The organism is Bradyrhizobium sp. SZCCHNR1017, from assembly GCF_032381375.1.
In the GTDB taxonomy this organism is placed as follows: Bacteria; Pseudomonadota; Alphaproteobacteria; order Rhizobiales; family Xanthobacteraceae; genus Bradyrhizobium.
The window spans coordinates 52,000-77,194 of record NZ_JAUHIR010000014.1; the positions used below are offsets into that span (position 1 = coordinate 52,000).

The following is a 25,195-nucleotide window of genomic DNA, read 5'->3' on the forward strand; positions in this document are numbered from 1 at the left end:
GCTTGCCGGCCCGGGGGTCCGTGGTCGCCGAAACCAGCCCGCATAGATCAGCTCAGACCAGCCCCATGGCAGCCAAACCAGACCTCAAAATCGTGCTTTGCTCGCCGCGCGGCTTCTGCGCCGGCGTGGTGCGCGCCATCGACACCGTGGAACGGGCGCTCGCCATCTATGGCGCCCCGGTCTATGTCCGCCACGAGATCGTGCACAACAAATACGTCGTCGACAGCCTGAAGACCAAGGGCGCCATCTTCGTCGAGGAACTGGCGGAGATTCCCGACAGTACCAATGCACCGGTGGTGTTCTCGGCCCATGGCGTGCCGAAATCGGTTCCGGCCGAGGCCCAGGCGCGCAACTTCTTCTCCCTGGACGCGACCTGCCCGCTGGTGACCAAGGTCCACCGCGAGGCGGCGATCCACTTCAAGCGCGGCCGCGAGATCCTGCTGATCGGCCATTCGCACCATCCGGAGGTGGTCGGCACCGTCGGCCAGCTTCCGGCCGGCGCCGTGACGCTGATCGAGACCGCCGAGGACGCGGCGACCTTCACCCCGAAAGACCCCAACAACCTCGCTTTCGTCACCCAGACCACGCTGTCGATCGACGACACCAAGGATATCGTCGCGATCCTCAAGGGCCGTTTCCCGAACATCTCGGGCCCGCACAAGGAAGACATCTGTTACGCCACCACCAACCGCCAGCTGGCGGTCAAGAAGGTGGCCCCGGTGGTCGATGCGCTGATCGTGGTCGGTGCGCCGAACTCGTCGAACTCGCAGCGCCTGCGCGAGGTCGCCGAGCGCGAGGGCTGCCCGATTGCCGTGCTGGCGCAGCGCGCCTCGGACATCGACTGGGCGCGCTTCGAGGGCATCAAGAGCCTCGGCATCACAGCCGGCGCCTCGGCGCCGGAGGTGATCGTCGAGGAGATCATGGGCGCCTTTGCCGAGCGCTACGTGCTCCATGTCGAGACGGTCTCTGCGGCGGAAGAGAACGAATTCTTCCCGCTGCCGCGCTCGCTCCGGCCGGAAGCGGCAGCCGAGTAAGTCGGCCGCTTCTTTTCCGCCCCCGGCGGCCTCTCGGCCTTGAACGTGGCGCCCGCATGCGCGATGAAGGGCGCTACGGGCCTGTTCGGTGACGAAGTTCGCATCGGAGAGGCGGGGGCAGGCGAACTTCGATAACTGGGATAGCGCATGGCGGTCTATACCGACGTCGCCGCCGACGAGCTTGCGGATTTCCTCAAGACCTACGACATCGGCGAGCTGCTCTCTTACAAGGGCATCGCCGAAGGGGTCGAAAACTCCAACTTCCTGCTCCACACCACCAAGGGCTCCTTCATCCTCACGCTGTACGAGAAGCGCGTGGCGGTGGATGACCTGCCGTATTTTCTGGGGCTGATGGCCCACCTCGCCGAGCGCGGCGTGAGCTGTCCGCAGCCCGCCCGCAACCGCGACGGGGCGGTGTATTCGAGCCTGTCCGGCCGGCCCGCGGCGATCATCAACTTCCTGGAAGGCATGTGGCCGCGCAAGCCGAACGTCACCCACTGCGCCGGCGTCGGCGCGGCGCTGGCGCAGATGCATCTGGCCGGACGCGACTTCCCGCTGGTGCGCAAGAATCCGCTCTCGGTCGCCGGCTGGCGGTCGTTGTTCGCGCAGGCCGCCGACCGCGCCGACACGGTGCAGGCCGGCCTCTCCGCGCTGCTCTCCGCCGAGCTCGATCATCTCGGGCGCTCCTGGCCGACGCATCTGCCGGAAGGCGTCATCCACGCCGACCTGTTTCCGGACAACGTGTTCTTCCTCGGCGACAAGCTCTCGGGGCTGATCGACTTCCCGTTCTCCTGCAACGACATTCTGGCGTATGACGTCGCGATCTGCCTCAACGCCTGGTGCTTCGAGGCCGATCATTCGCTGAACGTCACCAAGGCGCGCGCCTTCTTCAACGCCTATAGCCGCGTCCGGCCGCTGTCGGACGCCGAGCTGGAGGCGCTGCCGCTGCTGGCGCGCGGCGCCGCGATCCGCTTCCTGCTGACGCGGCTGGTGGACTGGCTCAACGTGCCGGCGGGGGCGCTGGTCAGGCCCAAGGACCCGCTCGAATATGTCCGCAAGCTGCGCTTCCACCAGGCGGTGGCCAGCGTGCGCGACTACGGCATCGGTGGAGCAGTGGCGTGAGCGAGCATCCGGTCGTCAGCATCTACACCGACGGCGCCTGCTCGGGGAATCCGGGGCCGGGCGGCTGGGGCGCGATCCTACGCTTCGGCGACAAGGAAAAAGAGCTCAAGGGCGGCGAGCCGCACACCACCAACAACCGCATGGAGCTGATGGCCGCGATCTCGGCGCTGGAGGCGCTGAAGAAGTCGTGTCAGGTCGAGCTCTACACTGACAGCCAATATGTCCGGCAGGGCATCACCGGATGGATCCACGGCTGGAAGCGCAACGGCTGGAAGACCGCCGACAAGAAGCCGGTCAAGAACGCCGAGCTGTGGCAGCGGCTCGACGCGGCGCTGAAGCCGCACAAGGTCAACTGGCACTGGGTCAAGGGCCATGCCGGGCACGCCGAGAACGAGCGCGCCGATCAGCTCGCCCGCGACGGCGTGGCGATGGCCAGGATGCAGAAGAACGTGCGGAGTTAGCCATACCGCCATTTGAGCGTCCGGCGGACCAAGAGAGTCGCAACGATCAGTATGAGTTCTGCGCCCCAGAACCAGCGTCCTGCGCCCGTGAAGCCCATGTGCTCACGGGCCATGTACATCGCCAATCCGAGTACGATCAGCGCCATGACGCTGCCGATCCAGTAGAGCGGGTCGCGGGCCAAGCCGCTCGCCCAATGCTCTGCCGCATCCTCGTGAGCGCGGCGCATGCGCCATAGGCAAAATACGGCCAAGGCGCAGGTGATCAGGACTGTTGTCATACGACCTCCGAGCCTGCTCCTGTCTCTCCCTAGCGACAGAACGTTTCAGATACTCTTCTCGGTTCGGCAACAGCACGCAGGACCAAATAAGCAAAAGGCCCGCACGTGAGCGCGGGCCTTCATATTCAGATCAAGCCATGCTGGCCTAAAGCTGCCCGAGCAGCGTGTCGCCGCCGGAGACCTCGACCTTGCCCGGCGCGGCTTCGAGGTTCAGCTTCTTGACCACGCCGTCCTCGACCAGCATCGAATAGCGCTTGGAGCGGATGCCGAGGCCGGCGCCGGACGCGTCGAGCTCCATGCCGATCGCCTTGGTGAACTCGGCATTGCCGTCGGCCAGGAACACGGCCTCGTCGCGCTGGTCGGTGTCGCGCTTCCAGGCGTTCATGACGAAGGCGTCGTTGACCGAGACGATCGCGATGGTGTCGACGCCCTTGTCCTTCAACGCATAGGCATTGAGGAAGATGCTGGGCAGATGCATCTTGTGGCAGGTGCCGGTGTAGGCGCCGGGCACCGCGAACAGCGCGACCTTCTTGCCCTTGAAGATGTCGTCGGTGGTTTTGACCTGCGGGCCTTCGCCGGTCATGACGCGGAATTGGGCCTGCGGCAGCTTATCGCCAACCTGGATGGTCATTCGAGTTACTCCTTCCCCTGGATGTGTCTTGCGCGGTGCGCGCTACACTATTCGGCGGGCCGGAAACGGCAACGGCCCGCCGTGATCACGTATCCGTCATCGCACGTCCCTCATCGTGCGCCGGGATTCGCGGCGCCAATGGACTCAGGCCGCTGCTGCCGGCTTCTTCTTCTCGTCGCGCAGCTCGCGGCGCAGGATCTTGCCGACATTGGTCTTCGGCAGCTCGGTCCTGAACTCGATCTGCTTCGGCACCTTGTAGTTCGTGAGCTGCTCGTGGCAGTGCTTGATGATGTCCTCGGAGGTGAGGTTGGGATCCTTCTTCACCACGAACGCCTTGACGACCTCGCCGGTCTTCTCATCCGGCAGCCCGATCACGGCGGTCTCCAGCACGCCCGGATGGGTCGCGATGACCTCTTCGACCTCGTTCGGATAGACGTTGAAGCCGGAGACCAGGATCATGTCTTTCTTGCGGTCCACGATCTTGACCGAGCCGTCCGCGGCCATGACGCCGACGTCTCCGGTGCGGAAGAAGCCGTCCGCCGTCATCACCTTGGCGGTCTCGTCGGGACGATTCCAGTAGCCTGCCATCACCTGCGGGCCCTTGGCGCAGATCTCGCCGGGTTGTCCCAGCGGCACTTCGTTGCCGTCGTCATCGCGGATCGAGAGCCAGGTCGACGGCAGCGGCAGGCCGATGGTGCCGGTGAATTCCGTCGAGGTCGGCACGTTGCAGGTCAGCACCGGCGCGGTCTCCGACAGGCCGTAGCCTTCGGCGATGCTGCAGCCCGTCACCTGCTTCCACTGCTCGGCCACCGGGCGCTGCACGGCCATGCCGCCGCCGTTGGAGACCTTCAGCTTGGAGAAATCGATCTTGCGGAAGTCAGGATGATGCAGCAGGCCGTTGTAGAGCGTGTTGACGGCCGGGAAGGTGGTGACCTGATACTTCATGAGCTCCTTGATGAAGCCGGGGATGTCGCGCGGATTGGGGATCAAGAGATTGGCGCCGCCCGCGCGCACCGCGAGCAGGAAGCAGCAGGTCAGCGCGAAGATGTGGTAGAGCGGCAGCGCGCAGACGATCAGCAGCTGATCGACATGCGGCGGCTTGTCCATCACCGGCTGCAGCCACGCATCGTTCTGCAGCACGTTGGCGACGACGTTGCGGTGGAGCAGCGTGGCGCCCTTGGAGACGCCGGTGGTGCCGCCGGTATATTGCAGGAAGGCGACGTCGTCCGGACCGATGGTGGGCTTCTGGAAGCGTTTGCCGCGGCCGGCGGCGAGCGCATCGTTGAAGGGGACCGCGCCCGGCAGCGAGAACGCCGGCACCATCTTCTTCAGGCGGCGGACGACGAGGTTGACGATCACGCCCTTGAAGCCGAGCAGGTCGCCCATGCTGGCGACGACGATATGCTTGACCTGGGTGTGGCCGACCACCTGCTGCACCGTGTGGGCAAAGTTCTCCAGCACGATGATCGCCTCGGCGCCGGAATCCTTGAGCTGGTGCTCGAGCTCGCGCGGCGTGTACAGCGGGTTGACGTTGACGACCGTGTAGCCCGCGCGCAGCACCGCGGAGATCGCGATCGGATATTGCAGCACGTTCGGCATCATCAGCGCGACGCGCGCGCCCTTTGCCAGCCCCAGGCCCTGCAGATAGGCGCCCATCGCGACCGACATATCGTCGAGCTCGCGATAGCTGATCGCCTTGTCCATGCAGATGAAGGCGCGGCGATCGGCGAATTTCCTGAAGCTCTCTTCCAGCAGGTCGACGAGCGACGGGTATTTGCCCGGATCGATATCGGCGGGAACGCCGGCCGGATAGTGCTTGAGCCAGATGCGCTCCATGACCCTTCCTCTCTGATCGTCTCTTGTTCGTCTATCGGCAGCCGCCGGCCTCGCTCGGGCCGGCGGCGCCAATATCGAATTTCCGGCGGTTCAAGGCAAGCGGCCGGCGCGGCGACGAAAGGGGAGGGACGGGCGATCCGGGCCGAGGGCCCGTGCCAATTGCTGGCTGCGGCCGTATGCGCCGCGCGGGATCAGCCGTCCTTCGGCGCGGGCTTGCCGTCCGTCTTCGGCTTTGCGGCAGCCTTGGGTTTGGTGGGCTTGGGCGCGTCGGAGCCGGCTTTTTCCGCCGTTTTTCCGCCGGCTTCGTGCTTGGCGGCGACGTGGCGGGCCGCGCCCGGCTTGGCCTCAGCCGGCTTGGCCTGCGGCTTCGCAGCGGCCTTCGCATCCGCATCGGTCTTGGCGGCGGTCCGGGTCGCCGGCTTGGCGTCCTTCCGGGCGGCGGCATGCGCCTTCTTGCCGCGGTGCCTGGCCGGCGTCTGCGCGTCGGCATCGGCGGCGACGGCGGCGATCAGCGCCGCGCCGGTGCGCGTCGGGCCGGTGTAGACCAGCACCGGCTCGGACGGGGCGGGCGCCGCCGCCAGCAGCTCGGACGGCTTCATGGTCGGCGTCTGCAGGCCGGCGAGCAGGGTGCCGCCGGTCGCTTCGCCGTCCGCACCGGCAACGGTGTCCTCGTCGTCGTCGCTGGCTGGTCGGTGGCGGCGGCCGTTGCACATGTCGTCGCGCAGGTTGGGCGGCGTCGCGTCGACGGGGGGCAACTGATCGACCGTGCCCAGCGGCGACTTCAGCCAGCTCAGCTGGTTGCCGTTGAAGCCACGGTCCAGCATCTGGATCGCGCGCACGGCGCGCATCTGTCCCGAGGAGGCGCCGAGCACCACCGCGATCAGGCGCTTGCCGTTGCGGGTCGCCGACGCCACGAGATTGTAGCCGGAGGCGCAGATGAAGCCGGTCTTGAAACCGTCGGCGCCGGGATAGCGCCCGATCAGCTTGTTGAAGTTCTGCACGACGCGGCGGCCGTAGCGGATCGACGGGATGTGGACGAAATATTCGTACTCGGGAAGATCGCGGATGATGGCGCGCGCCAGGATCGCGAGATCACGCGCCGAGGTGATCTGGCCGTCGGCAGGCAGTCCGTTCGGATTCACGTAGCTGGTCTGCGTCATGCCGAGCTTGCGGGCGGTGTCGTTCATCATCGCCGAGAAGCCGTCGATGGAGCCGCCGACGCCCTCGGCCAAGACCACCGCCATGTCATTGGCGGACTTCACCAGCATCATCTTCAGTGCGTTGTCGACGGTGACCTGCGTGCCGGGCCGATAGCCCATCTTCGACGGCGACTGTGATGCCGCGGTCGGTGAGACCGTGAACAGCGTGTCGAGCGTGATCCTGCCGTCCTTGACCGCCTTCAAGGTGACATAGGCCGTCATCAGCTTGGTGACCGATGCAGGGTACCACGGATAGGTCGCGTTCTGCGCCTCCAGCACCTTGCCTGTGTCGGCTTCGACGAGCAGCAGCGCCTCGGCATGGGCCCAGCGCGGCGCGAGCACGAGAGCGGCAGCGAGAGCGATGATCTTGATCGGGGCGTAGCGGAACAACAGGCGAAGCGTCTGCACTGGTCTGGTCCGGTCCTTTGAGACCCGCCTCGCGCGGCGAGGTGGGCAAGCGGGCTTTCGGGTTTCAAGCGTGTCCGGCGCCGCTTTGGTTGCGGCAGGCCGCGAACCTATACCGGCTCGACGCTGGCGAACAGAGGCGAGCCATTCAATTCCACGATGAAAGCGTCCCGCGATCAGGTCTTGACGATGGTGCCGTCGCTCTCGGGCACTGCGAGAGTCGCGCGCGCGCTCTCCTGCACCATGAACTGGGCCTTCGCGAGTTCCGCGAAGTGGCCGCCCTTGGCGACGAGTTCATCGAACGTTCCGCTTTCGATCACGCGTCCGTTCTCGAACACCAGGATTCGCGTCGCGTTGCGGATGGTCGAGAGCCGGTGTGCGATCACGAAGGTCGTGCGTCCCCTCATCACCTCGTCGAGCGCCGCGTTGAGCTTGGCCTCGGTGACGGCATCGAGCGCGGAGGTCGCCTCGTCGAGAATCAGGATCGGTGGATCCTTCAAGAGGGCACGCGCGATCGAGAGCCGCTGGCGCTCGCCACCGGACAGCATGCGGCCGCGCTCGCCCGCGTTGGTATCGAAACCCTGGTCGGCACGATCGATGAAGTCGAGCGCCTGGGCGCGCGCGGCGGCGGTGCGCAGCTCCTCGTCGGTCGCGTCAGGCTTGCCGACCAAAAGGTTCTCGCGGATCGAGCGGTTGAACAGGAGCGCCTCCTGGAACACGACGCCGATGTTCCGGCGCAGCGCCGCGAGCTTCAATCCGCGCACATCCATGCCGTCGATCTTGATGAAGCCCGACTGCGGATCGAAGGCGCGATGCAGGAGCGCGATCGCCGTCGACTTGCCGGCGCCGGTCGGGCCGACCAGCGCGATGGTCTGGCCAGGCAGCGCGGTGAAAGTGAGGTCCTCCACCGCCGGCCGCTTGCCGTCATAGGAGAACGACACATCGTTGAATTCGACCAGGCCCGAGAGACGGCCGACCTCGATCGCGTCGGGGCGGTCGCGCACGGCCGGCACGGCATCGAGCACGGTGAAGAACTCGGCCAGCCGCGGCGCCTCCATGAACACGTTGTTGATGAAGGACACGACCTGCTCCAGCTTCTGGATCAGCATGGTCGCGAACGACACGAACATCACGATCTCGCCCACCGACGTCAGCCCGGCCTGATGCAGGGCGATGCCGAGCGTGAAGATCGCGAGCACGGTGATGGTGGTCGAGGCACGCGTGATGACCGTCACCAGCGCCCACCAGCCGAGCACCGGCATCTGCACCGACAGCAATTGTCCGGCGACGGTGCGCAGGCCCTGCACCTCGGCATCGATGCGCACGAAGCTCTGCACCAGCGCGACGTTGCCGAGCGCGTCGGAGGCACGCGCCGACAGGTCGCTGTAATGCTCCTCGACCTCGCTCTGCATGCCGTAGGTCTTGCGCACCACCAGCGTCGTCAGCACGGTGAACACGACGCACAGCACGAACAAGAGGATCGCGAGCCGCCAGTTCAGATAGAGCGACAGCGGCAGCAGCACCAGCACCGACATGATCGCGGCGAAGTGCTCGCGGAAGAACGACAGCCACAGCTTCCACAGCGCGTCGGTGCCGTTGATCATCACCTTCATCAGCCGGCCGGAATGGGTGCCGGAATGGAACGTCAGCGGCAGCTGCAAAATGTGCTCGAAATAGCTCGTCAGCACCGCGTGGCGCTGGCGATGCGCCAGACGGTCGGCCTGCAGCGCGACCCAGGCGCTGGCCAGAATCGTGAACAGGCCGAATCCGGCCCAGGCCGCGAGCAGCGGCCAGGCGGTGCTGGCCGAGGCCTTGCTGGAGAGCGAGTCGACAATGCGTCCGAACAGCACCGGCTCGGCGAACTGCGCCACCGCCAGCGCCAGGTTGGCAATCGCGAGAAACCAGCCGAGCCGCGCCTCCTTTCCGAGCAGATGGAGCACGCGGGCATAGATGCGGAGCAGGGACATGGGCGGGGCGCTTCGTGTCGGCAGTTGGAATCAGCGCTGGGCGCGCGCGGCACCATGTTAGCAAGGGAACGGCCGCCGCGGCGAGCGCTCAGTTGACGAGCCGGCTGTCGGCGGGCGGCAGGAAGCTGTCGTCGAAGATGTCGGCGGGTTGCGGACGCTTGTGGTGGAATTTGCCGTCCTCGGCGAGCTGGTCGAGGGCCCGCTCGAACCGGGCGGGCTCGATGCCGCCGATGCCATCGCGGCGGACGTCCGGCGTCAGCACGTTGTCGACGAGCACGCTCTGCAGCCGCTGCAGCTCGAGCTCGCGGGAGCCGTCATCCATCCGGCTCACCACGTCGGCGATCGCGCCGGCAGGGTCCTTGATGGCAAGCTGGAGCCCCGATGTCAGCGCGCGCAGGAAGCCCTTCACCGCCGCCGGCTGCTTGGCCGCAAAGCCGGGATTGACGATCACCGCATGGCCATAGGCCTCGCAGCCATAATCCGCGAAGCGCAGCACCGCGAGATCGGCGGCGGGCACGCCGCGGTCGCGCAGATTGATCGCCGAGAGATACGAGAAGCCGCTGACGGCATCGACCTGGCCGGCGGACAGGATCGGCTCGCGCACGGCCGCGCCAACGCGCGACAGCTTGATGGTCTCGGGCCTGAGATGGTTGTGCCTCACGACCGCCGGCCACAGCCGGATCGAGAGATCGCCCTCGGCGACGCCGAGCGTCTTGCCTTCGATGTCGCCGAGCCCGTTGATGCCGCGACTCCTGCGCGCGATGATCGCATAAGGCGCCCTGTTGAACAGCACGAACACGGCCTTGACCGGCTGGCTGTTCGACGCGTCGCGATAGCGGATCAGCTCGTTGATGTCGGCGAGCGCCATGTCGGTCTCGCCGGAGGCCACCCGCGCGATCGCATCGGGAGAGCCCTTGGCCGTGGTGATGGTGACGGTCACGCCCTCGGTGGCGAACAGCCCGCGGCTGGCGGCGAGGACCAGTGGCGCCATGCTGCCATCGAGCGGCCGATCCAGCGCGAACATGACGGCGACCGGACGTTTCGGCTCCTCCGCTGCGGCTTCCTCTCTCGACAGGCATGAGGGCACGACGAAGGCGGCGAGGAGCGCCAAGGCAAGCAGGGTGACGGGTCGTCGCATGCGCATCATGTCACGCCGGTATTCGCAGGCCGTACCGGTCTTGTCACGCCGGTATTCTAATCAGTTCGCCGGCCATCGCGGGATCGAGATGTCAATTTCGTGACAACGTCGCGGTGTCGCTGCCGCTCGGGGCCGGCGGTGCCTGATCATGTCGGATCGAATGTGAACGGTCCATGAGCAAGGCCTGCGGCGATTTGCGGCTTCGACTCCGGGTTTCGCGAGGGGAACTGTGGGCGCAGTTCGCGAGTTGGTACCCGAGATTAGATCGTACGGAGGATCCACATGATCGCACAGCGCGGAAGTTTTTCACGCTTTGGCCGTGCTACCGTCCTGGCGACGGTGGCCGCGGTGACTTTGACGGCCGTGCAGCCGACACTCGCCTTTGCCGGCTCCGCGCCGGCCGAGAAGGGCGTCGTCGCCAAGACGGCCAATGATGGCGGCCTGACCGATGTCAGCGCGCGCCGGCGCCACTATCGCGGCAACGGTGGCGCGGCGGCTGCGGCGGCGTTCGCCGGGATCGTCGGCACCGGACTTGCCATCGCGGCGACGCAGAACCGCCGCTCCTACTACGAGGACAACTATTACTATGGCCGGCCGGCCTATTATGGCTACGGACCGCGCTATCAGTATTACGGCGGCGGCCCCTATTACGGTGGCGGCTATTACCATCACCCGCATTGGTGATGTGAGATCGGACGAAACGATCCGCCGGCCGCCGTGCCGGCGGATTTTTTCTTGCCTGCCGCGAACGTTAATATGCGGACCATCGAATTTAACTATTGTGGCCAGATGACTGATTCGATCGATCGGCTCTATCGCGCTGTCCTGGCGGCCAGGGATCTCGACCCCGCGCGATCGCGCACGGCCAAGCTGATGCAGCAGGGCACGGCCAAGATGGCCAAGAAGCTCGCCGAGGAGGCGATCGAGGTTGCGATCGATGCCGTCGGCGGCGACGCCCAGGCCGTGGTGCGCGAAAGCGCCGACCTGATCTACAATCTGGCCGTGCTGTGGGCCGAGCTCGATGTCCAGCCCGAGGACGTCTGGCGCGAGATGGAACGGCGCGAGCTGATGCTCGGCATCGCCGAGAAGCTGCCGAAATCGCCGGTAAAGGTCGCCAAGGCCGCGCCCGGACGGGTGGCGGGGCGACCGATCGTCGCGGCCGAAAGCCGGACCATCCGCAAGCGGCACTAGTGTGGCGGTCCGATTCGGGTCGACATATGGGCCATGGACAAATCCTGCCCGGTTTGCTTCATCGCCAGCATGCTCAGACGGATCTACGACTGGTGTATCGACGCCGCCCACAAGCCGCATGCCATGTGGATCATGGCCGCGGTTGCCTTCGCCGAAAGCTCGTTCTTTCCGGTGCCACCGGATGTGATGCTGATCCCGATGTCGCTGGCGAAGCCGCAGCGGGCGTGGCTGTTCGCCGGCGTCTGCACCGCGGCCTCGGTGGCGGGCGGCCTGGTCGGTTATGCCATCGGCGCGCTGCTCTACGACTCCCTCGGCCATTGGCTGATCCAGCTCTACGGCCTCGGCGACAAGGTCGAGGCGTTCCGTGCCTCCTACGCCGAGTGGGGCGCCGTCATCATCCTGGTGAAGGGATTGACGCCGATCCCCTACAAGCTGGTCACGATCACGTCGGGCTTCGCCGGCTACAATCTCTTTCTGTTCGTCGTCTGCTCGATCATCGCGCGCGGCGGCCGCTTCTTCATCGCCGCGATATTGCTCAACCGCTATGGCGAATGGATCAGGGTGCGCATCGAGAAGCATCTCGGCCTGTGGGTGGCGATCGGCGCGGCCGTGCTGGTGGCCGGATTCGTCATCGCCGTGAAGCTGATCTGATGCGGCCGCTGCGCCCGGGGCTGGGGGCAGGCGCGGCGCTGCTCGCCGTCGTCTCGGTTCTCTCCGCCGCCGCGGCATGGGCGCAAACGACGCCTTCCTTGGGGCTGCGAGAAGCGCCGCAACAGCCACCGCAGCAGGCGCCTGCCGTCCAGCCTGCGCCGCCTTCCAGTCCGGGTCTGGTGGAGGAGCTCGGCAAGCTGTTCGAGAAGATGTCGATCATTCCGCTGAAGCCTTCGGGCGATGCCCGCGCCGAGCCGCCGGCGGCCGGCAGCGATCCCACCGGCGCTGCCGCGGATCAGCCCGCTGCGACACCGGTGCAGCCCGGTGGCCCGGTCGCGCCGAAGGGCGGCGCCGACGTGCTGAAGGAGACCGGCGAGACCTTGTCGCGCCTCGCCCAGCCCTCGAGCATGATCTCCGGCCGCTCGGTCTGCCCGATCGCCGCCAACGGCACGCCGGATTGCAAGCTCGGCGCCGACCGGTTGTGCCAGGGCAAGGGTTACAAGGAAGGCAAGAGCCTCAACACCGATTCTGCGGAGACCTGCTCGGCGCGGGTGCTGATCCCCGGTCGCGAGCGCAAGCCGGGCGATTGCCGGACGGACACCTACGTGACCTCGGCGCTCTGCCAATGACGCCGGCACGCCAGCGTCTCAACGCAAGACCCTGGTCCGGCTTTTCCGGTCCCTCTGCGAGCGAATTGCCATCACGGCATGATGTCGGGCATGCTCGCGATCACGAGTGTTTCCGCATTTCAACGCAAGAGGAATTCCCATCCATGTCCATGCCCGCCTTGTTCAAGGGCCGCCTGACGATCCCGGTGATCGGCTCGCCGCTGTTCATCATCTCCGTGCCCGACCTGGTGATCGCGCAGTGCAAGGCCGGCGTGGTCGGTTCGTTTCCGGCGCTCAACGCGCGGCCGGCCGCGCTGCTCGACGAATGGCTGGCGCGCATCACGGAGGAGCTCGCCGCCTATGACCGGGCGCATCCGGAACGCCCGTCGGCGCCGTTCGCCGTCAACCAGATCGTACATCGTTCCAACAACCGGCTCGAGCAGGATCTCGCGCTGTGCGAGAAGTACAAGGTGCCGATGATGATCACCTCGCTCGGCGCGCGCGAGGAGCTGAACCGGGCGGCGCACGGCTGGGGCGGCATCGTCTTCCACGACGTCATCAACCAGACCTTCGCGCACAAGGCGATCGAGAAGGGCGCCGACGGCTTGATCCTGGTCGCGGCGGGCGCCGGTGGACATGCCGGCACGATCTCGCCATTTGCCTTCGTGGCGGAGACGCGGAGCTGGTTCGACGGCCCGATCGCGCTGTCGGGCGCGATCGGGAACGGCCGCGCCATCCGTGCCGCGCGCGTGCTCGGCGCCGACTTCGCCTATATCGGCTCGGCCTTCATCGCCACCAAGGAGGCGAATGCGGTCGAAGGCTACAAGCAGATGATCACCAGCTCGGGCGCCGACGACATCGTCTATTCGAACCTGTTCACAGGCGTGCACGGCAACTATTTGAAGCCGTCGATCGTCGCCGCCGGCCTCGATCCGGACAATCTCCCGACCTCCGATCCGTCGAAGATGAGCTTCGGCACCGATGCCTCGGGCGAGCGCGCCAAGCCGAAGGCATGGAAGGAGATCTGGGGCTCGGGGCAGGGCATCGGCGCCATCAAGGACGTGCTGCCCGCCGCCGAGCTGATCGCGCGCTTCAAGAAGGAATATGACGAAGCAATCGATCCGCCGCTCTAAGCGGCTCCGCGACGGACAAAAGAAAAGCGCGGCAGCCAGGGCTGTCGCGCTTTTTTGTTGAGGTCGCAACAAGCGGGCGGGCTATTCCAGCTCGATCGCCTGGAACTTGCCGCGCTCGTCCAGCGCGGTGCCCCAGATCTTGTGCGAGGCCTGGTGTTCGGCGCGGCCGAAGCCGAGCTTGGCGCCGAGACCGAGATCGATGTCACGCATGTTTTCCAGCGTGTCGATCAGCGCCTCGGTGTCGAGCTGCGGGCCAACCCGGCGCAGCGCCTGGACCAGCACGTTGGCCGAGACGTAGCCTTCGAACGACACGTAGGACGGTGCCTCGCCCGGGAAGTACTTCTCGAGCGCGCTCTTGTATTCGAGCACGGCGCTCGAATAGCCGCCGACGGCCGGCACCACCTGGGTGACGATGACGCCGCTGGCATAGCGCGGGCCGAGCAGCATCAGCTCGTCCGAGAGCTCGGTCGAGCCCACGAAGGAGACGTTGGTGTAGATCATGTGCGGGAACAGATCGCGCGTCTTCTCGATGAACTTCGCGGCGGCGCGATAGGTTGCGACCATGACGATCGCCTTGGGCGGGTTCTTCAACGCCCGCAGCTGGTTGACCGCGTCGTCCACGTCGACCGTGTTGCGCTTGTAGTTGAGGCGCAAGATGGACGTGTCGGCAAGGCCGAGCGAGCGGAAGGCCTTGGCCACACCGGAGAAGCCGGCATCACCATAGGCGTCCTGCTGCGCGAACACGGCGATGTCCTTGGCCGGCAGGCGGCGCAGCTTGACCAGATAGCGAACGACGGTGTCGGTCTCTTCGGCGTAGCTGGCGCGATAGTTGAACACGTAGCGATCCGGCGGATCGTTGCGCAGGAGGTTGGCGCCGGTGAACGCGCCGTAGAACAGCACGCGGCGCTGCAGGGCGTAGGGCATCGCCACGGCAGACGTCGGGGTACCGACATTGCCGACGAAGCCGAACACCTTGTCCTTCTCGTAGAGCTGCTTCATCGCGTCCAGCGTCCGCGACGGCTCGTAGCCGTCGTCGGCCGAATAGAGCCGCAGCGAGCGCCCGGCGATGCCGCCGGCGTCGTTGGCGCGGTTGAAGGCGGCCTCGATGCCCATCTTCATCTGCCGGCCGAGCTCCTTGGCAGCGCCCGAGAACGGAGCGGCGATGCCGAAGCGGATCTCGTTGGCGGTGACGCCCTGGACGTTGGAGGTGGACGCCGGCGGCAGCGTCGCGGTCGGTGCCGTCGCAGCCACGGCCGCGGACGGGGCGATCACCCCGGCGAGGCTGGTGGCGGTCTGGCTCGGCGCGCTTTGCCCGAGCGAGCGCTCGAGCTCGGCGAGCTGGCGGCCCGCGGAGTTACAGTCGGTCTGAGCCGCCCCGACGCGGTTGCGTCCATCGGCGACGTAGCCGTTGAAGACGCGGGTGAGCTCGTCACGATCCGAGCCGCCGGTGGAGGCCTCCCGGATCACCTCGCGAAACTTGTCGACAATGGCCTGAACGCGGCCCTGGTCGATCGCCTGACAGGCGGATGCTGCTCCCACGATCGGCCCGACCCGGCTCGCAAGATTACGCACCACATCCGCATTGGTGCCCGCCGCGCTGGCGGGCGTTGCGAGCAATGCCGCAACCAAGAACACGCTACAACGAAAGTTCATTGCCACTATCCCACTTTGGACCCCATCCAGGTCTTCCGCCTGGTGAATTGACGCCGTGTCTGCGACGGAGAAGACATAAGACCGTCACCATGCACAGACCAGCCTTTCCTAAGAGCATGACCATTTCGGTAACCCGACACGCCTTTTTCCGATCATACTTTAGGACCTGCTAACGAAACGTCTTCACCAGTTCTTCCCCTTAGAAGCTAATTCTACTCAAGTTCGATTGCCTGATACGTGCCGGTTTCGTCGAGGGCGGTGCCCCAGATCTTGTGTGAGGCCTGGTGCTCCGCGCGTCCAAATGCGAGCGTCGTGCCGAGGCCGAGATCGAGGCTGCGCATCGATTCGAGCGTGTCGACCAGTCGCTCGGTGTCGAGCGGATTGGTCTGCTTCAGCGCCTGGATCAAAATCGTCGCCGCGATATAGCCTTCGAGAGACGTATAGTCCGGCGCCTCGCCGGGCGCGTATTTGGCCAGGGCGTTCTTGTAGTCGAGCACGAGGCTCGAATAGCCCGAAACCGCCGGCACGCCCTGCGTCACGATGACGCCGTTGGTGAAGCGCGGGCCGAGCAGCTTGAGCTCGGTCGCGAGCGAGGTCGAGCCGACGGCGGACACGTTGGCGTAGATCAGGCCCGGTACCGCGTCGCGCGTCTTCTCGATGAACTTCGCGGCGGCGCGATCGGTCGCTACCATGATGACCGCCTTGAGTCCCGGCTTGTGCGCCTTGACCTGATTGACCGCCTCTTCCACGTCCATCGTCGCGCGCGGATAGTTGATGCGCGTTACGGCATCGCCGATGTTCAACTGCCGGTAGGCCTTCGCGACACCGGCGAAACCGTCGTCGCCGAATGGGTCCTGCTGGGTGAACACGGCGATCTGCCTGGGCGAGACGCGCTTCATGTTGATCAGGTAGCGCACCAGCGCGGCCGTCTCCTCGGCGTAACTCGCCCGGTAGTTGAAGACGTAGCGATCCGGCGGATCGCGTCGCACCACTGCTGCGCCGGTGTTCGGTGCAAAGAACAGCGTGCGCCGCTCCAGCGCATAGGGGATCGCCACCTGCGAGTTGGCGGTGCCGACGTTGCCGATGAAGCCGAACACCTGCTCCTTGTCGTAGAGCTGCGTCATCGCCGCCAGCGTGCGGCCCGGGTCGTAGCCGTCGTCCGCCGCCACGAGACGGAGCATGCGCCCGTTGACGCCGCCGGCGTCGTTGGTGCGTGCGAACGCGGCCTCGATGCCCTGGCGCATCTGACGCCCGGTCTCCTTGCGGATGCCGGAGAACGGCAGGACCATGCCGAAGCGGATCTCGCGGTCGGTGATGCCGCGCACGGGGCTCGCGGTGACGGCGCCAGTCGTCGTTTCGGCCTTGACCGGTGTGATCGGGGCCGTCGCCGCAGCCGGCTGGTCGAGCGAGCGTTCGAGCTCCGTCAGTTGCCGCTCCGCGGCGGCGCAGGTCGCCTGCGAGGCGCCCGTACGACTACGGCCCTCGGCGATGTAGCCATTGAAGCTGCGGGTCAGCTGATCGCGCTCGCCGTCATTCCTCGTCGCCTGGCGGATGGCTTCGCGGAATTTGTCGACCATGCTCTGGACGCGGCCCTGCGCGATGTCGGGGCACGCGGAGGCCTGTCCCACGATCGGTCCAACCCGGCCGCCAAGCTCCCTGACGACGTCGGGAGCCGCCGCCAAAGCGGGGCTGAAGGGAGCTACGAGAACACTCCCGATGATCAACGCGGACCAACGCACGGCCATCGAACCTTCCACCTGCTCAGCTTGTTTCAAACCCTCTTCGTTCTACTATTCGTGGCATTTCGAATTAATGTCGGGTTTCTCTGTCGCTCTTTATGTCCTGGTAGTTGAGGCCGTCGCGCCTCTAGCGGTATCCTATTCAAGTTCGACGGGTTGGTAGGTGCCGCTGTCGTCCAGTGCCGTGCCCCAGATCTTGTGCGAAGCTTGGTGTTCGGCGCGGCCGAAGCCGAGCTGCGTGCCGAGGCCGAGATCGATGTTGCGCATGTTCTCGAGCGTTTCGACCAGTTGCTCGGTATCGAAGTTCGGACCGGCGCGCTTCAGTCCCTCGATCAGGATGCTCGCGGCGATGTAGCCCTCGAGCGAGGTGTAGTCGGCCGGCTCGCCCGGGGCATATTTCGCAAGTGCGGTCTTGTATTCGAGCACCAGGCTCGAATAGCCGGAGACGCCGGGCACGGTCTGGCTGACGATCACGCCCTCGGCGTAGCGCGGTCCGAGCAGCATCAGTTCGCTGGCGAGCGCCGAGCCAGCAACCGCGGAGATGTTGGCGAAGATGACGCCCGGAAATACGCCCTGGGCCTTCTCGATGAACTTGGCTGCGGCGCGCGTCGTCGCCAGCATCACCACCGCCTTGACCGGGGTCTTCAGCAGCTTCAGCTGATTGATGGCGTCGTCGACCTCGACCGTGTTGCGCGGATAGTTGACCCGCACGATCGAATTGTCGCTGACGCCGAGCGTGCGGAACGCCCTGGCCACCCCGGCGAAGCCGGCGTCGCCGAAGGCATCGTTCTGCGCGAACACGACGATCTGGCGCGGATGCAGCCTTCGCATCTTCACGAGATAATGGACCAGCGCGTCGGTCTCCTCGGCATAGCTCGGCCGGTAGTTGAAGACGTAGCGGTCGGGCGGATCGTGGCGCACGACGTTGGCGCCGGTATAGGGCGCGAAGAACAGCGTGCGGCGCTCGAGCGCGTAGGGGATGGCGACCGCGGCGGTGGCCGAGCCGAAATTGCTGATATAGCCGAACACCTGCTCCTTCTCGTAGAGCAGCTTCATCGCATCCAGCGTACGCGCGGGATCGTAGCCGTCATCGGCGGTGACGAGCTTCAGCATGCGGCCGTTGACGCCGCCGGCCTCGTTGGCGCGATTGAACGCCGTCTCGACGCCGATCTTGAGCAGTCGCCCGCTCTCCTTCACCGGTCCGCTGTAGGGAATGACCATGCCGAGCTTGATCTCGCTCTGCGTCACCCCGCGCACGTTGCCGGCCGGCGGCAGCAGTTGCGCCGGTGCAGTCGCGGCCTGCGCCGTTGCAGGTCCGATGCTCACGGCAGACAGGTTCGCGCGCGCCGGAGGCGGCGCTGCGATGGATTGTTCGAGATCGGCAAGCTGCTGATTGGCGCCGCCGCAATCCAGCCGGCCTGACGTGACGAGGCTGCGACCTTCGGCAACATAGCGGTCCAGCAGGCGCGTCAGCTCGTCACGGTCGGCCTCGCTGGCGGCGGCCTCGCGGATGACGAGCTGGAATTTCTCGATGATGGCCTGGATGCGCGGCCGGGCGATGTCGCGGCACGCGAGCGCGGCGCCAATGATCGGGCCGACGCGGCTGCCGAGCTGGCGCGCCACGCTCACACTCTCGCCGGGCGCAGCAGCGGCCTCGCCGGCCACGAGGGACGCGAGCAGGATGGCTGCCATACGGGCGTGAGCCAGCGGACGGCGTGCTGCCGCTTTCTGCGGTAGGACGTCGATCATCGTCGCCTGTGATGTGTTGGAAGTCGGATCAGTCGTGCAGAGGGTTAGCGAACCCGCTCCATCTGACCCGTCTTCTGGTTCCACTGCATGAACTGCTGCAGCATTGGCTTTTCTGGAGTGTCGGTCTCTGCCGTCGGCGCCGGAGCGTCCGCAAGCAGCGATTTGAACTGCGACAGCGCCGGAGCCTGCGGCTCGACCCGCTCGGGCAGCGCGCTGGTCTGGTCCGCCTTGGCGTCCTGGACGTCGGCGGCGACCGGCGGCAGCGTCTTCATCGACTGCACGGCGGCGACGAAGGACGAGCTCGCGTCGGGCTGGCGCCACACCGGCACGATGTTGACGAAGAACAGCGCGACGACGGCGGCGACGCCGGTTGCGGCGGCGAAGCGGCCGGCCACCTTGAACACGACCGACCGGCGGTCGCGCTCGCGCTCCAGATCCGGCGGCTCGCGCATGACTTGCGGATTCAGCGACTGGCGAAGGGATTCGAACACGGCGGTCTCCAGGCGAGCATCGAGCGGTCCTTGCTGTCCCGAAGCGGGACGCTCGGCCGCCTCCGCTGCCTTGGCATTGTCACCGACGAGAGATAGACGCGCGGCTTCCGGACGTTCGCGCAGCCACCGCGGCGCATAGTGCAGCGGGTCCTGCGGGTTCATCGGATTCTGTTCACTCAACGAACTCATACGCTACTCCTCTGACGCTCGATTCCGGAAACTGATACGCTTCTGCCACGGTTCGTATGAGAGCTAGTTTCAAACGAAGAGCGGGAGCTGGTCTGCCACTTCAGTCCACACGGAATCACTCGCAGAATCAGACGTTTCGCGTCGATCAACGATCGCACGCCAGCGGTCCCTTCCTGCAAGGCGCCGTGGCACGTTTGCCGTGCCTTGGGCGCCTCTATCGATCCCATGCCCCGCCCCCTGACGAGTGTCAATCGATCGGAACCTCTTAAAGTCGTCGGTTCCGAATTATATGTACGTTAAAGTTATCATCATGATGTGATTAAAATGAGGCATGACAGGTCTTGACGCAGATGCTCATGAATTGCGTCTCATTGATGCCAAGATTGCGCCTTGATTCGATCATCATCGAACTATGTCGGGCGGGCCGCTGTCGATTTTTGAGCGGCTTAGCGTCGATTTAACCATCCGTTAACCATCTGGCGCCGACAGTTAACCAATCACTAAGAAGGGTTGGGTCGGATGGTCATGAGTGCCAGCGCTGAAACGGTGCGTCCTGTTATTCGTCTGCGCGGGCGCTCCTACGTCGCCTTCGTGTTTTCGCCGGTTGTGCCGATTGCCGATTGGCTGGCTGAGCTCGATGCAACGCTCGCGGGCTCACCCGGCTTCTTCGTCGGCAAGCCGATCGTGCTCGATCTCTCAGCGCTGGATCTGAGCCCGCTCGCCATCACCCATCTCATCAAGAGCATCGAGTCGCGCAACATCCGCGTGCTCGGACTCGAAGGCGTCGAGCAGGGGCGGCTGTCGCTCGGCATGCCTCCCTTGTTGTCGGGCGGCCGTCACTGCGCCGTGCAGGAGATCGAGCCGGAGAAGCCGTCGCTGCAGCAGCCGACCTCGCTGCTGCTCGACCAGCCCGTACGCTCGGGCCAGTCGATCGTGTTTCCCGACGGCGACGTCACCGTGCTCGGCGCGGTGTCGTCGGGCGCCGAGATCGTCGCCGGCGGCTCGATCCACGTCTACGGCGCGCTGCGCGGCCGCGCGATGGCCGGCATCAACGGCAACGCGGCGGCGCGCATCTATTGCCAGAAGATCGAGGCCGAGCTGGTCGCGATCGACGGCTACTACCAGACCGCCGAGCAGATCGACGCCGCGTTGCGCGGCCGGGCCGTGCAGGCGCGGCTCGAAGGTCATTCCATGAAGATCGTTGCATTGAACTGAGTAGCAGGAGGATCCGTGACATGTCGAAAGTACTCGTAGTGACGTCGGGCAAGGGTGGCGTCGGCAAGACCACCACGACGGCGGCGATGGGCGCGGCGCTGGCGCAGGCCGGCGAGAAGGTCGTCGTCGTCGATTTCGACGTCGGCCTGCGCAACCTCGATCTGGTGATGGGCGCGGAACGCCGCGTGGTGTTCGATCTCATCAACGTGGTGCATGGCGTCGCCAAGCTGCCGCAGGCTCTGATCCGCGACAAGCGGCTGGAGAATCTCTGGCTGCTGCCGGCGTCGCAGACCAAGGACAAGGACGCGCTGACCGAGGACGGCGTCGGCCGCGTCATCGCTGAGCTGCGCAAGACATTCGACTGGGTGATCTGCGACAGCCCGGCCGGCATCGAGCGCGGCGCCATGCTGGCGATGCGCTATGCCGACGAGGCTCTCATCGTCACCAATCCGGAAGTGTCGTCGGTGCGCGATTCCGACCGCATCATCGGCATGCTCGACTCCAAGACCGTGCGCGCCGAGAACGGCGAGCGCGTCGAGAAGCACATTCTCATCACCCGCTACGATGCCGGCCGCGCCGCGCGCGGCGAGATGCTGTCGATCGATGACGTGCTGGAAATCCTGGCGACGCCGTTGCTCGGCATCGTGCCGGAGAGCCAGGACGTGCTGCGCGCCTCCAATGTCGGCTGCCCGGTGACGCTCAACAGCCCGGCGAGCGCCCCCGCACGCGCCTATCACGATGCGATGCGCCGGCTGCTCGGCGAGGAGGTCGAGATGCAGATCCCGACCGAGCGCAAGGGCCTGATGAACCTGCTCTTGGGACGGAGGGCTGCATGAGTGTGCTGCGGCTCTTTACGGGGCGTGCAGCCTCCGCGCCCGTCGCGCGGGAACGGCTGCAGATCCTGCTCGCGCACGAGCGCAGTCTGCGTGGACAGCCCGATCTCCTGATGCAGCTGCGCGAGGAAATCCTCGCCGTGGTTTCGCGCCATGTGGTACTTGATCCGGACAAGGTCATCGTTCGCATGGACCGGGGAAAGCATGTCTCGACGCTCGAGGTCGACATCGAACTGCCCAATGGCGCCGACCGCGCCTTTGCCAGCGCCGGCTGAGACGTGGCGAGGCGCGCGCTGATGCGGCCGATCTTCCGCATCGCGGACAATCGGGTCGCCGTCGGCTCCGATGCTGCGGGACCCTGGGATCCGACCATGCAACATGGGTCTGCGCCATCGGCGCTGGCCGTGTGGGCGGCCGAGCGCATTCCGACGAAGTCGCCGATGCGCATCGCCCGCGTCACCATCGACCTGATGCGCCCGGTGCCGCTCGCAGAGCTCCTCATCGAGACCGAGGTGCTGCGCGAGGGGCGCAAGATCCAGCTCTGCGCCGTGCGCTTGCGCGCCGGCGACACGGTGGTCGTCACGGCGACGGTGCTCAAGATCAGGCAGGACGCGGTGCCGCTGCCGGACGATGTCCGCGAGCTGCCGGTCGATCTGGTCGGCCCTGACGAGGCCCTGCCGGAGCCTGCGGATTTCTCGACCAGCCCCTTCGTGCGTGGCATGACGCTGCGCGCTGCGCGCGGCCGGTTCGGCGTCAAGGGTCCCGGCGCGATCTGGTATCGCGTCGACTGGCCGCTGGTCGAAGGCCACGCCGTGTCGCAGGCGATGCGCGCCGTGGTCGCGAGCGACTTCTGCAACGGCACCTCCGCCGCGCTCGACTTCCACAGCTATACGTTCCTCAATGCCGACCTCACCGTGAACATGGCCCGCGAGCCGGTCGGCGACTGGATCCTGCTCGACGCCGAAAGCTGGATCGGCCCGGACGGCGCCGGGCTGGCGATGGCGCGGCTGGGCGATGTCAGGGGCTATTTCGGCCGGGTGGTGCAGAGCCTGGTGATCGAAAAGCGGTGAGGCGAGGCGTTCCATACACATGGATCTGAGATAGGCTTGTCCCCAATCCAGGCATGTCTTAGGACAAGCCGTTGCGCGGGAGGCCCTTGCGAATGTGGTGGAAGATTGCCGCGTTTCTCTACGCGCTTGGCTATTCATGGGCTGTTTTTGATGCCATGCGCGATGCGACGGCAATTCGCGTGATCACGACTGCATTTCTCTTCCCTGCAGTTGCAAGCTTGTTCTTGTTCGCTTTTGACAGGCGCCTCTTTCCAAGGCCGCTTTGGAAGGCTTACGCGATCATGTTCGTCATCTACTGGGGATTCCCGTTGGGGCTGGGCGCAAAGACACTTATCGAAGCAAGCGGCGTTTTGGTGTACGTAATCCTCATTGCGCTCTGCGTGCTCTTCCTATTGCCCGTTGCTTGGAGTTTGTGGTGGCTTTCCTTCGCGCGAGCGGACGTCGGCCCGCCACGGCCGACGGAGGTTTCCGTTCCTTGAGGTGCGGTCTACCAGAGGCGCTTCGCGACATGTCGCGTGGCGCCACGGGTGTGTTTCGGGCAGGGAGGATGACGGCATGGCAAAGACGACGAATGCTTCGAAGGCCAATGCGGCAACCGGGCCTGCGTCGCAACTGATCGACGCTCGTATCAAGGAGCTCGACGACTGGCGCGGCGCGATGCTTGCCCGCGTCCGCGGCCTGATCAAACAGGCCGACCCCGAGGTGATCGAGGAATGGAAGTGGCGCGGCGTTCCCGTATGGTCGCATGCCGGCATCGTCTGCACCGGCGAGACCTACAAGGCCGCGGTGAAGCTGACCTTCGCCAAAGGAGCCTCGCTGCCGGACCCTTCCGGCCTCTTCAACGCCAGCCTCGACGGCAACACCCGCCGCGCCATCGACCTTCATGAAGGCGACGTGATCGATGAGACTGCGTTCATGGCGCTGATCCGCGCCGCGGTGGCGCTGAACATGATGAAGGGGAAGCGGTAGGGCTGGTGCATCGCTCCGCGCAGTCAGTATCAACGATCCAGGTCGCTGCTCACTCACCACGTCGTCGCGAGCGCAGCGAAGCAATCCAGGGCCAAGTCGAATCATCTGTCTGGAAGGCCTGGATCGCCTCGTCGTTTCGGGGGCTCGCGACGGCGGTGTGCCGGTCGCCGACAACCTTTCGCAAGGATGACCCGTGTGCATCGAGGTGGGAGGAGGCGGCGGCCATGGTTGCGCTCTGCCGAGAAACACGCTAGTTCAGCGCATCCCAACTTCAACGCAGGAGGCGACGATGTTCAGACTCACGCGCTTCCCGGGCTCGCTGCGCGATCATTGACGCGGCCGACCGGGATGATTGTCCCGGCCATGATTTGACCCTTTCGTATCTCATCGAAAAGCCCGCGGCCCTCGTGGCCTGCGCTTGAACCGTCGTGTCATGACATCAAATCTCTTGCTGACTCCCAGCCGGGAGCCGGAGCGTTCCGACCTGCGCGAACGCCGGCTGCGGCGCTATTCGTCTCGTCTGCAATCCCGCGTGCGCGCATGCGCGATGCGACATCCTCATCTCGCCGACCTCGCGTTGAGCTTTCCGGCGCTGCTGTTCGCGCTGGCAGTGCCGCGCCCGGATGTCGATCCGGAGCGGGCGATCGCGTGCGTGATCGCGGGGCGTCCGCTGGCCGAGGCGGCGGCCGCGGCCGGTCTGCCGCTCTGGCTGCGCAAGCTGCCACCGGAGGCGTTCGTCCGTCCGATCCCACCATTGCCAGACGGCGAGCTGTTCCGGCGGCAGATCGGCAACCATTTGCCGCGCTCGCCGAAGCTGATGCCGACCTGGCTGCAGCTCGTGGCGGAGATGGCGGCGCTGGCGCATGAGCCGGCCGCGGTGTGGATCGCCCGTGAGTATCTGCGGGCGCCGCTGGTGCTGAAGCGCGACCGCATGCATCTGCTCGGTCTGTGGATATGGTTCTCGGGGCAGCCCGCCGGCTTCGGCCGCGAGCTCGTCGAAAGGCCGTGGACGCCAGCCATGAAGCTCAATGCCGCAATGACGGCTGCCCTCGCTTGGCGAGGGAAAGTCTCGCTGCATCTCAATCTCGGTCAACGGCCAATCCGCGACATGTGGCTCCATCCCGGTCGCGTCGGGGACTATGAGTTTCGGCCGCTGGATGACATCCCGGATCTGGTCGACGAAGCGATGACTATGCGCAATTGTGTCCGCACCTATGGCTCCGACATCGCCCACAATCGCTCTCGGCTGTGGAGCGTCCGGCACCTGGGCGAACGCGTCGCGACGCTGGAGGTCGCCGTCCGTTTTCCTGATCCGTTGTTGGGCATCGTCCAGCTCAAGGGGCGGGGGAATGCTGACGTCGCCCGCGAGCTCTGGTGGATCGCGCGGCGCTGGCTGCACCTGCACGATCTGTCGCAGATCGAGACCGGTCGAATGAAATGGCGCCAGGCCCCTGTGGATCTCACCACATGGCGAATGCTGTGGCGGCCGTATTGGCTCGCCAAGCGCCGCATCCCGGACTGGTTGCCGCTCGCACCGTCGCGCGCTGCGTTCGCGGCGTTGTGAGATGGTTGTCGTGTCTGGACGCTCGTCCGACAAAATCAATGTCGTCCCGGCGAACGCCGGGACCCATAA

25 protein-coding genes are annotated in these 25,195 nt (G+C 65.8%); 15 read left to right on the forward strand and 10 right to left on the reverse strand.

All coding sequences use genetic code 11. The annotated features are described in order from the left end of the window. Nucleotides 1-65 precede the first annotated feature (65 nt). The 3 genes from ispH (at nucleotide 66) to rnhA (ending at nucleotide 2,617) form a co-directional block, all read left to right on the forward strand. On the forward strand, nucleotides 66-1,034 hold the full coding sequence (gene ispH / locus QW863_RS27990) for a 4-hydroxy-3-methylbut-2-enyl diphosphate reductase (RefSeq protein ID WP_315716301.1): 969 nt from the start codon (nucleotides 66-68) through the stop codon (nucleotides 1,032-1,034). A gap of 147 nt (nucleotides 1,035-1,181) precedes the next feature. After that, complete coding sequence (locus QW863_RS27995) at nucleotides 1,182-2,156, forward strand: homoserine kinase (RefSeq protein WP_315716300.1); 975 nt, start codon at nucleotides 1,182-1,184, stop codon at nucleotides 2,154-2,156. Then, nucleotides 2,153-2,617 carry a ribonuclease HI gene (rnhA, locus tag QW863_RS28000; protein WP_315716299.1) on the forward strand — a complete coding sequence of 155 codons (465 nt, stop codon included), beginning with the start codon at nucleotides 2,153-2,155 and terminating at the stop codon, nucleotides 2,615-2,617. The genes QW863_RS27995 and rnhA overlap by 4 nt, the downstream gene beginning before the upstream one ends. On the opposite strand, the gene QW863_RS28005 is transcribed toward rnhA, so the two are convergent. From QW863_RS28005 to QW863_RS28030, 6 genes are all read right to left on the reverse strand, one after another. Further along, nucleotides 2,614-2,895 carry a hypothetical protein gene (locus tag QW863_RS28005; RefSeq protein WP_315716298.1) on the reverse strand — a complete coding sequence of 94 codons (282 nt, stop codon included), beginning with the start codon at nucleotides 2,893-2,895 and terminating at the stop codon, nucleotides 2,614-2,616. The genes rnhA and QW863_RS28005 overlap by 4 nt on opposite strands. A 145-nt stretch (nucleotides 2,896-3,040) precedes the next feature. Next, on the reverse strand, nucleotides 3,041-3,526 hold the full coding sequence (locus QW863_RS28010; protein WP_315716297.1) for a peroxiredoxin: 486 nt from the start codon (nucleotides 3,524-3,526) through the stop codon (nucleotides 3,041-3,043). A gap of 144 nt (nucleotides 3,527-3,670) precedes the next feature. Next, nucleotides 3,671-5,362, reverse strand: coding sequence for a long-chain fatty acid--CoA ligase (locus tag QW863_RS28015; RefSeq protein WP_315716296.1), 1,692 nt, complete (start codon nucleotides 5,360-5,362; stop codon nucleotides 3,671-3,673). A gap of 191 nt (nucleotides 5,363-5,553) precedes the next feature. Continuing rightward, on the reverse strand, nucleotides 5,554-6,969 hold the full coding sequence (locus tag QW863_RS28020; protein ID WP_315716295.1) for a D-alanyl-D-alanine carboxypeptidase family protein: 1,416 nt from the start codon (nucleotides 6,967-6,969) through the stop codon (nucleotides 5,554-5,556). A 173-nt stretch (nucleotides 6,970-7,142) separates the two neighbouring features. Next, nucleotides 7,143-8,933 (reverse strand): glucan ABC transporter ATP-binding protein/ permease, encoded by a 1,791-nt coding sequence (locus tag QW863_RS28025; protein ID WP_315716294.1) that lies wholly within the window; start codon nucleotides 8,931-8,933, stop codon nucleotides 7,143-7,145. An 88-nt stretch (nucleotides 8,934-9,021) separates the two neighbouring features. Next, nucleotides 9,022-10,077 carry an ABC transporter substrate-binding protein gene (locus QW863_RS28030; RefSeq protein ID WP_315716293.1) on the reverse strand — a complete coding sequence of 352 codons (1,056 nt, stop codon included), beginning with the start codon at nucleotides 10,075-10,077 and terminating at the stop codon, nucleotides 9,022-9,024. Between the two features lie 276 nt (nucleotides 10,078-10,353). Between QW863_RS28030 and QW863_RS28035 the strand changes: the two genes are divergently transcribed. The 5 genes from QW863_RS28035 to QW863_RS28055 all read left to right on the forward strand — a co-directional run bounded on the left by QW863_RS28035 (nucleotide 10,354) and on the right by QW863_RS28055 (nucleotide 13,654). After that, on the forward strand, nucleotides 10,354-10,755 hold the full coding sequence (locus tag QW863_RS28035; RefSeq protein WP_315716292.1) for a hypothetical protein: 402 nt from the start codon (nucleotides 10,354-10,356) through the stop codon (nucleotides 10,753-10,755). A gap of 105 nt (nucleotides 10,756-10,860) precedes the next feature. Next, nucleotides 10,861-11,262, forward strand: a complete 402-nt coding sequence (gene hisE / locus QW863_RS28040; protein ID WP_315716291.1) for a phosphoribosyl-ATP diphosphatase — start codon at nucleotides 10,861-10,863, stop codon at nucleotides 11,260-11,262. Between the two features lie 69 nt (nucleotides 11,263-11,331). Further along, nucleotides 11,332-11,913, forward strand: coding sequence for a YqaA family protein (locus tag QW863_RS28045; RefSeq protein WP_315716459.1), 582 nt, complete (start codon nucleotides 11,332-11,334; stop codon nucleotides 11,911-11,913). Continuing rightward, entirely contained in the window at nucleotides 11,913-12,542 is a 630-nt protein-coding gene (locus QW863_RS28050; protein ID WP_315716290.1) for a hypothetical protein, read from the forward strand. The genes QW863_RS28045 and QW863_RS28050 overlap by 1 nt, the downstream gene beginning before the upstream one ends. 143 nt (nucleotides 12,543-12,685) lie before the next feature. Then, a complete protein-coding gene (locus QW863_RS28055) occupies nucleotides 12,686-13,654 on the forward strand; it encodes a nitronate monooxygenase family protein (protein WP_315716289.1) in 969 nt (322 codons plus the stop codon). 81 nt (nucleotides 13,655-13,735) lie between these two features. On the opposite strand, the gene QW863_RS28060 is transcribed toward QW863_RS28055, so the two are convergent. From QW863_RS28060 to QW863_RS28075, 4 genes are all read right to left on the reverse strand, one after another. Beyond that, nucleotides 13,736-15,307, reverse strand: coding sequence for an ABC transporter substrate-binding protein (locus QW863_RS28060; protein WP_315716288.1), 1,572 nt, complete (start codon nucleotides 15,305-15,307; stop codon nucleotides 13,736-13,738). A gap of 212 nt (nucleotides 15,308-15,519) precedes the next feature. Beyond that, nucleotides 15,520-17,052 (reverse strand): ABC transporter substrate-binding protein, encoded by a 1,533-nt coding sequence (locus QW863_RS28065; protein ID WP_315716287.1) that lies wholly within the window; start codon nucleotides 17,050-17,052, stop codon nucleotides 15,520-15,522. A gap of 132 nt (nucleotides 17,053-17,184) precedes the next feature. Continuing rightward, nucleotides 17,185-18,795 (reverse strand): ABC transporter substrate-binding protein, encoded by a 1,611-nt coding sequence (locus QW863_RS28070; protein WP_315716286.1) that lies wholly within the window; start codon nucleotides 18,793-18,795, stop codon nucleotides 17,185-17,187. A 44-nt stretch (nucleotides 18,796-18,839) separates the two neighbouring features. Next, the gene (locus tag QW863_RS28075) at nucleotides 18,840-19,475 is read right to left on the reverse strand and encodes a hypothetical protein (RefSeq protein WP_315716285.1); all 636 of its coding nucleotides are present in this window, start codon (nucleotides 19,473-19,475) and stop codon (nucleotides 18,840-18,842) included. Nucleotides 19,476-19,994: 519 nt separating this feature from the next. Here QW863_RS28075 and minC point away from each other — a divergent pair. From minC to QW863_RS28110, 7 genes are all read left to right on the forward strand, one after another. Next, nucleotides 19,995-20,690 carry a septum site-determining protein MinC gene (gene minC, locus QW863_RS28080; protein WP_315716284.1) on the forward strand — a complete coding sequence of 232 codons (696 nt, stop codon included), beginning with the start codon at nucleotides 19,995-19,997 and terminating at the stop codon, nucleotides 20,688-20,690. Between the two features lie 20 nt (nucleotides 20,691-20,710). Beyond that, nucleotides 20,711-21,526, forward strand: a complete 816-nt coding sequence (gene minD, locus QW863_RS28085; RefSeq protein WP_315716283.1) for a septum site-determining protein MinD — start codon at nucleotides 20,711-20,713, stop codon at nucleotides 21,524-21,526. After that, a complete protein-coding gene (gene minE / locus QW863_RS28090) occupies nucleotides 21,523-21,798 on the forward strand; it encodes a cell division topological specificity factor MinE (protein ID WP_315716282.1) in 276 nt (91 codons plus the stop codon). Before minD ends, minE begins: the two co-directional genes overlap by 4 nt. 21 nt (nucleotides 21,799-21,819) lie before the next feature. Then, nucleotides 21,820-22,593, forward strand: a complete 774-nt coding sequence (locus QW863_RS28095) for a thioesterase family protein (protein WP_315716281.1) — start codon at nucleotides 21,820-21,822, stop codon at nucleotides 22,591-22,593. A 92-nt stretch (nucleotides 22,594-22,685) separates the two neighbouring features. Beyond that, on the forward strand, nucleotides 22,686-23,072 hold the full coding sequence (locus QW863_RS28100; RefSeq protein WP_315716280.1) for a hypothetical protein: 387 nt from the start codon (nucleotides 22,686-22,688) through the stop codon (nucleotides 23,070-23,072). A gap of 76 nt (nucleotides 23,073-23,148) precedes the next feature. Beyond that, a complete protein-coding gene (locus QW863_RS28105; protein ID WP_315716279.1) occupies nucleotides 23,149-23,562 on the forward strand; it encodes a DUF1801 domain-containing protein in 414 nt (137 codons plus the stop codon). A gap of 547 nt (nucleotides 23,563-24,109) precedes the next feature. Continuing rightward, entirely contained in the window at nucleotides 24,110-25,126 is a 1,017-nt protein-coding gene (locus QW863_RS28110; RefSeq protein WP_315716278.1) for a hypothetical protein, read from the forward strand. Nucleotides 25,127-25,195 lie beyond the last annotated feature (69 nt).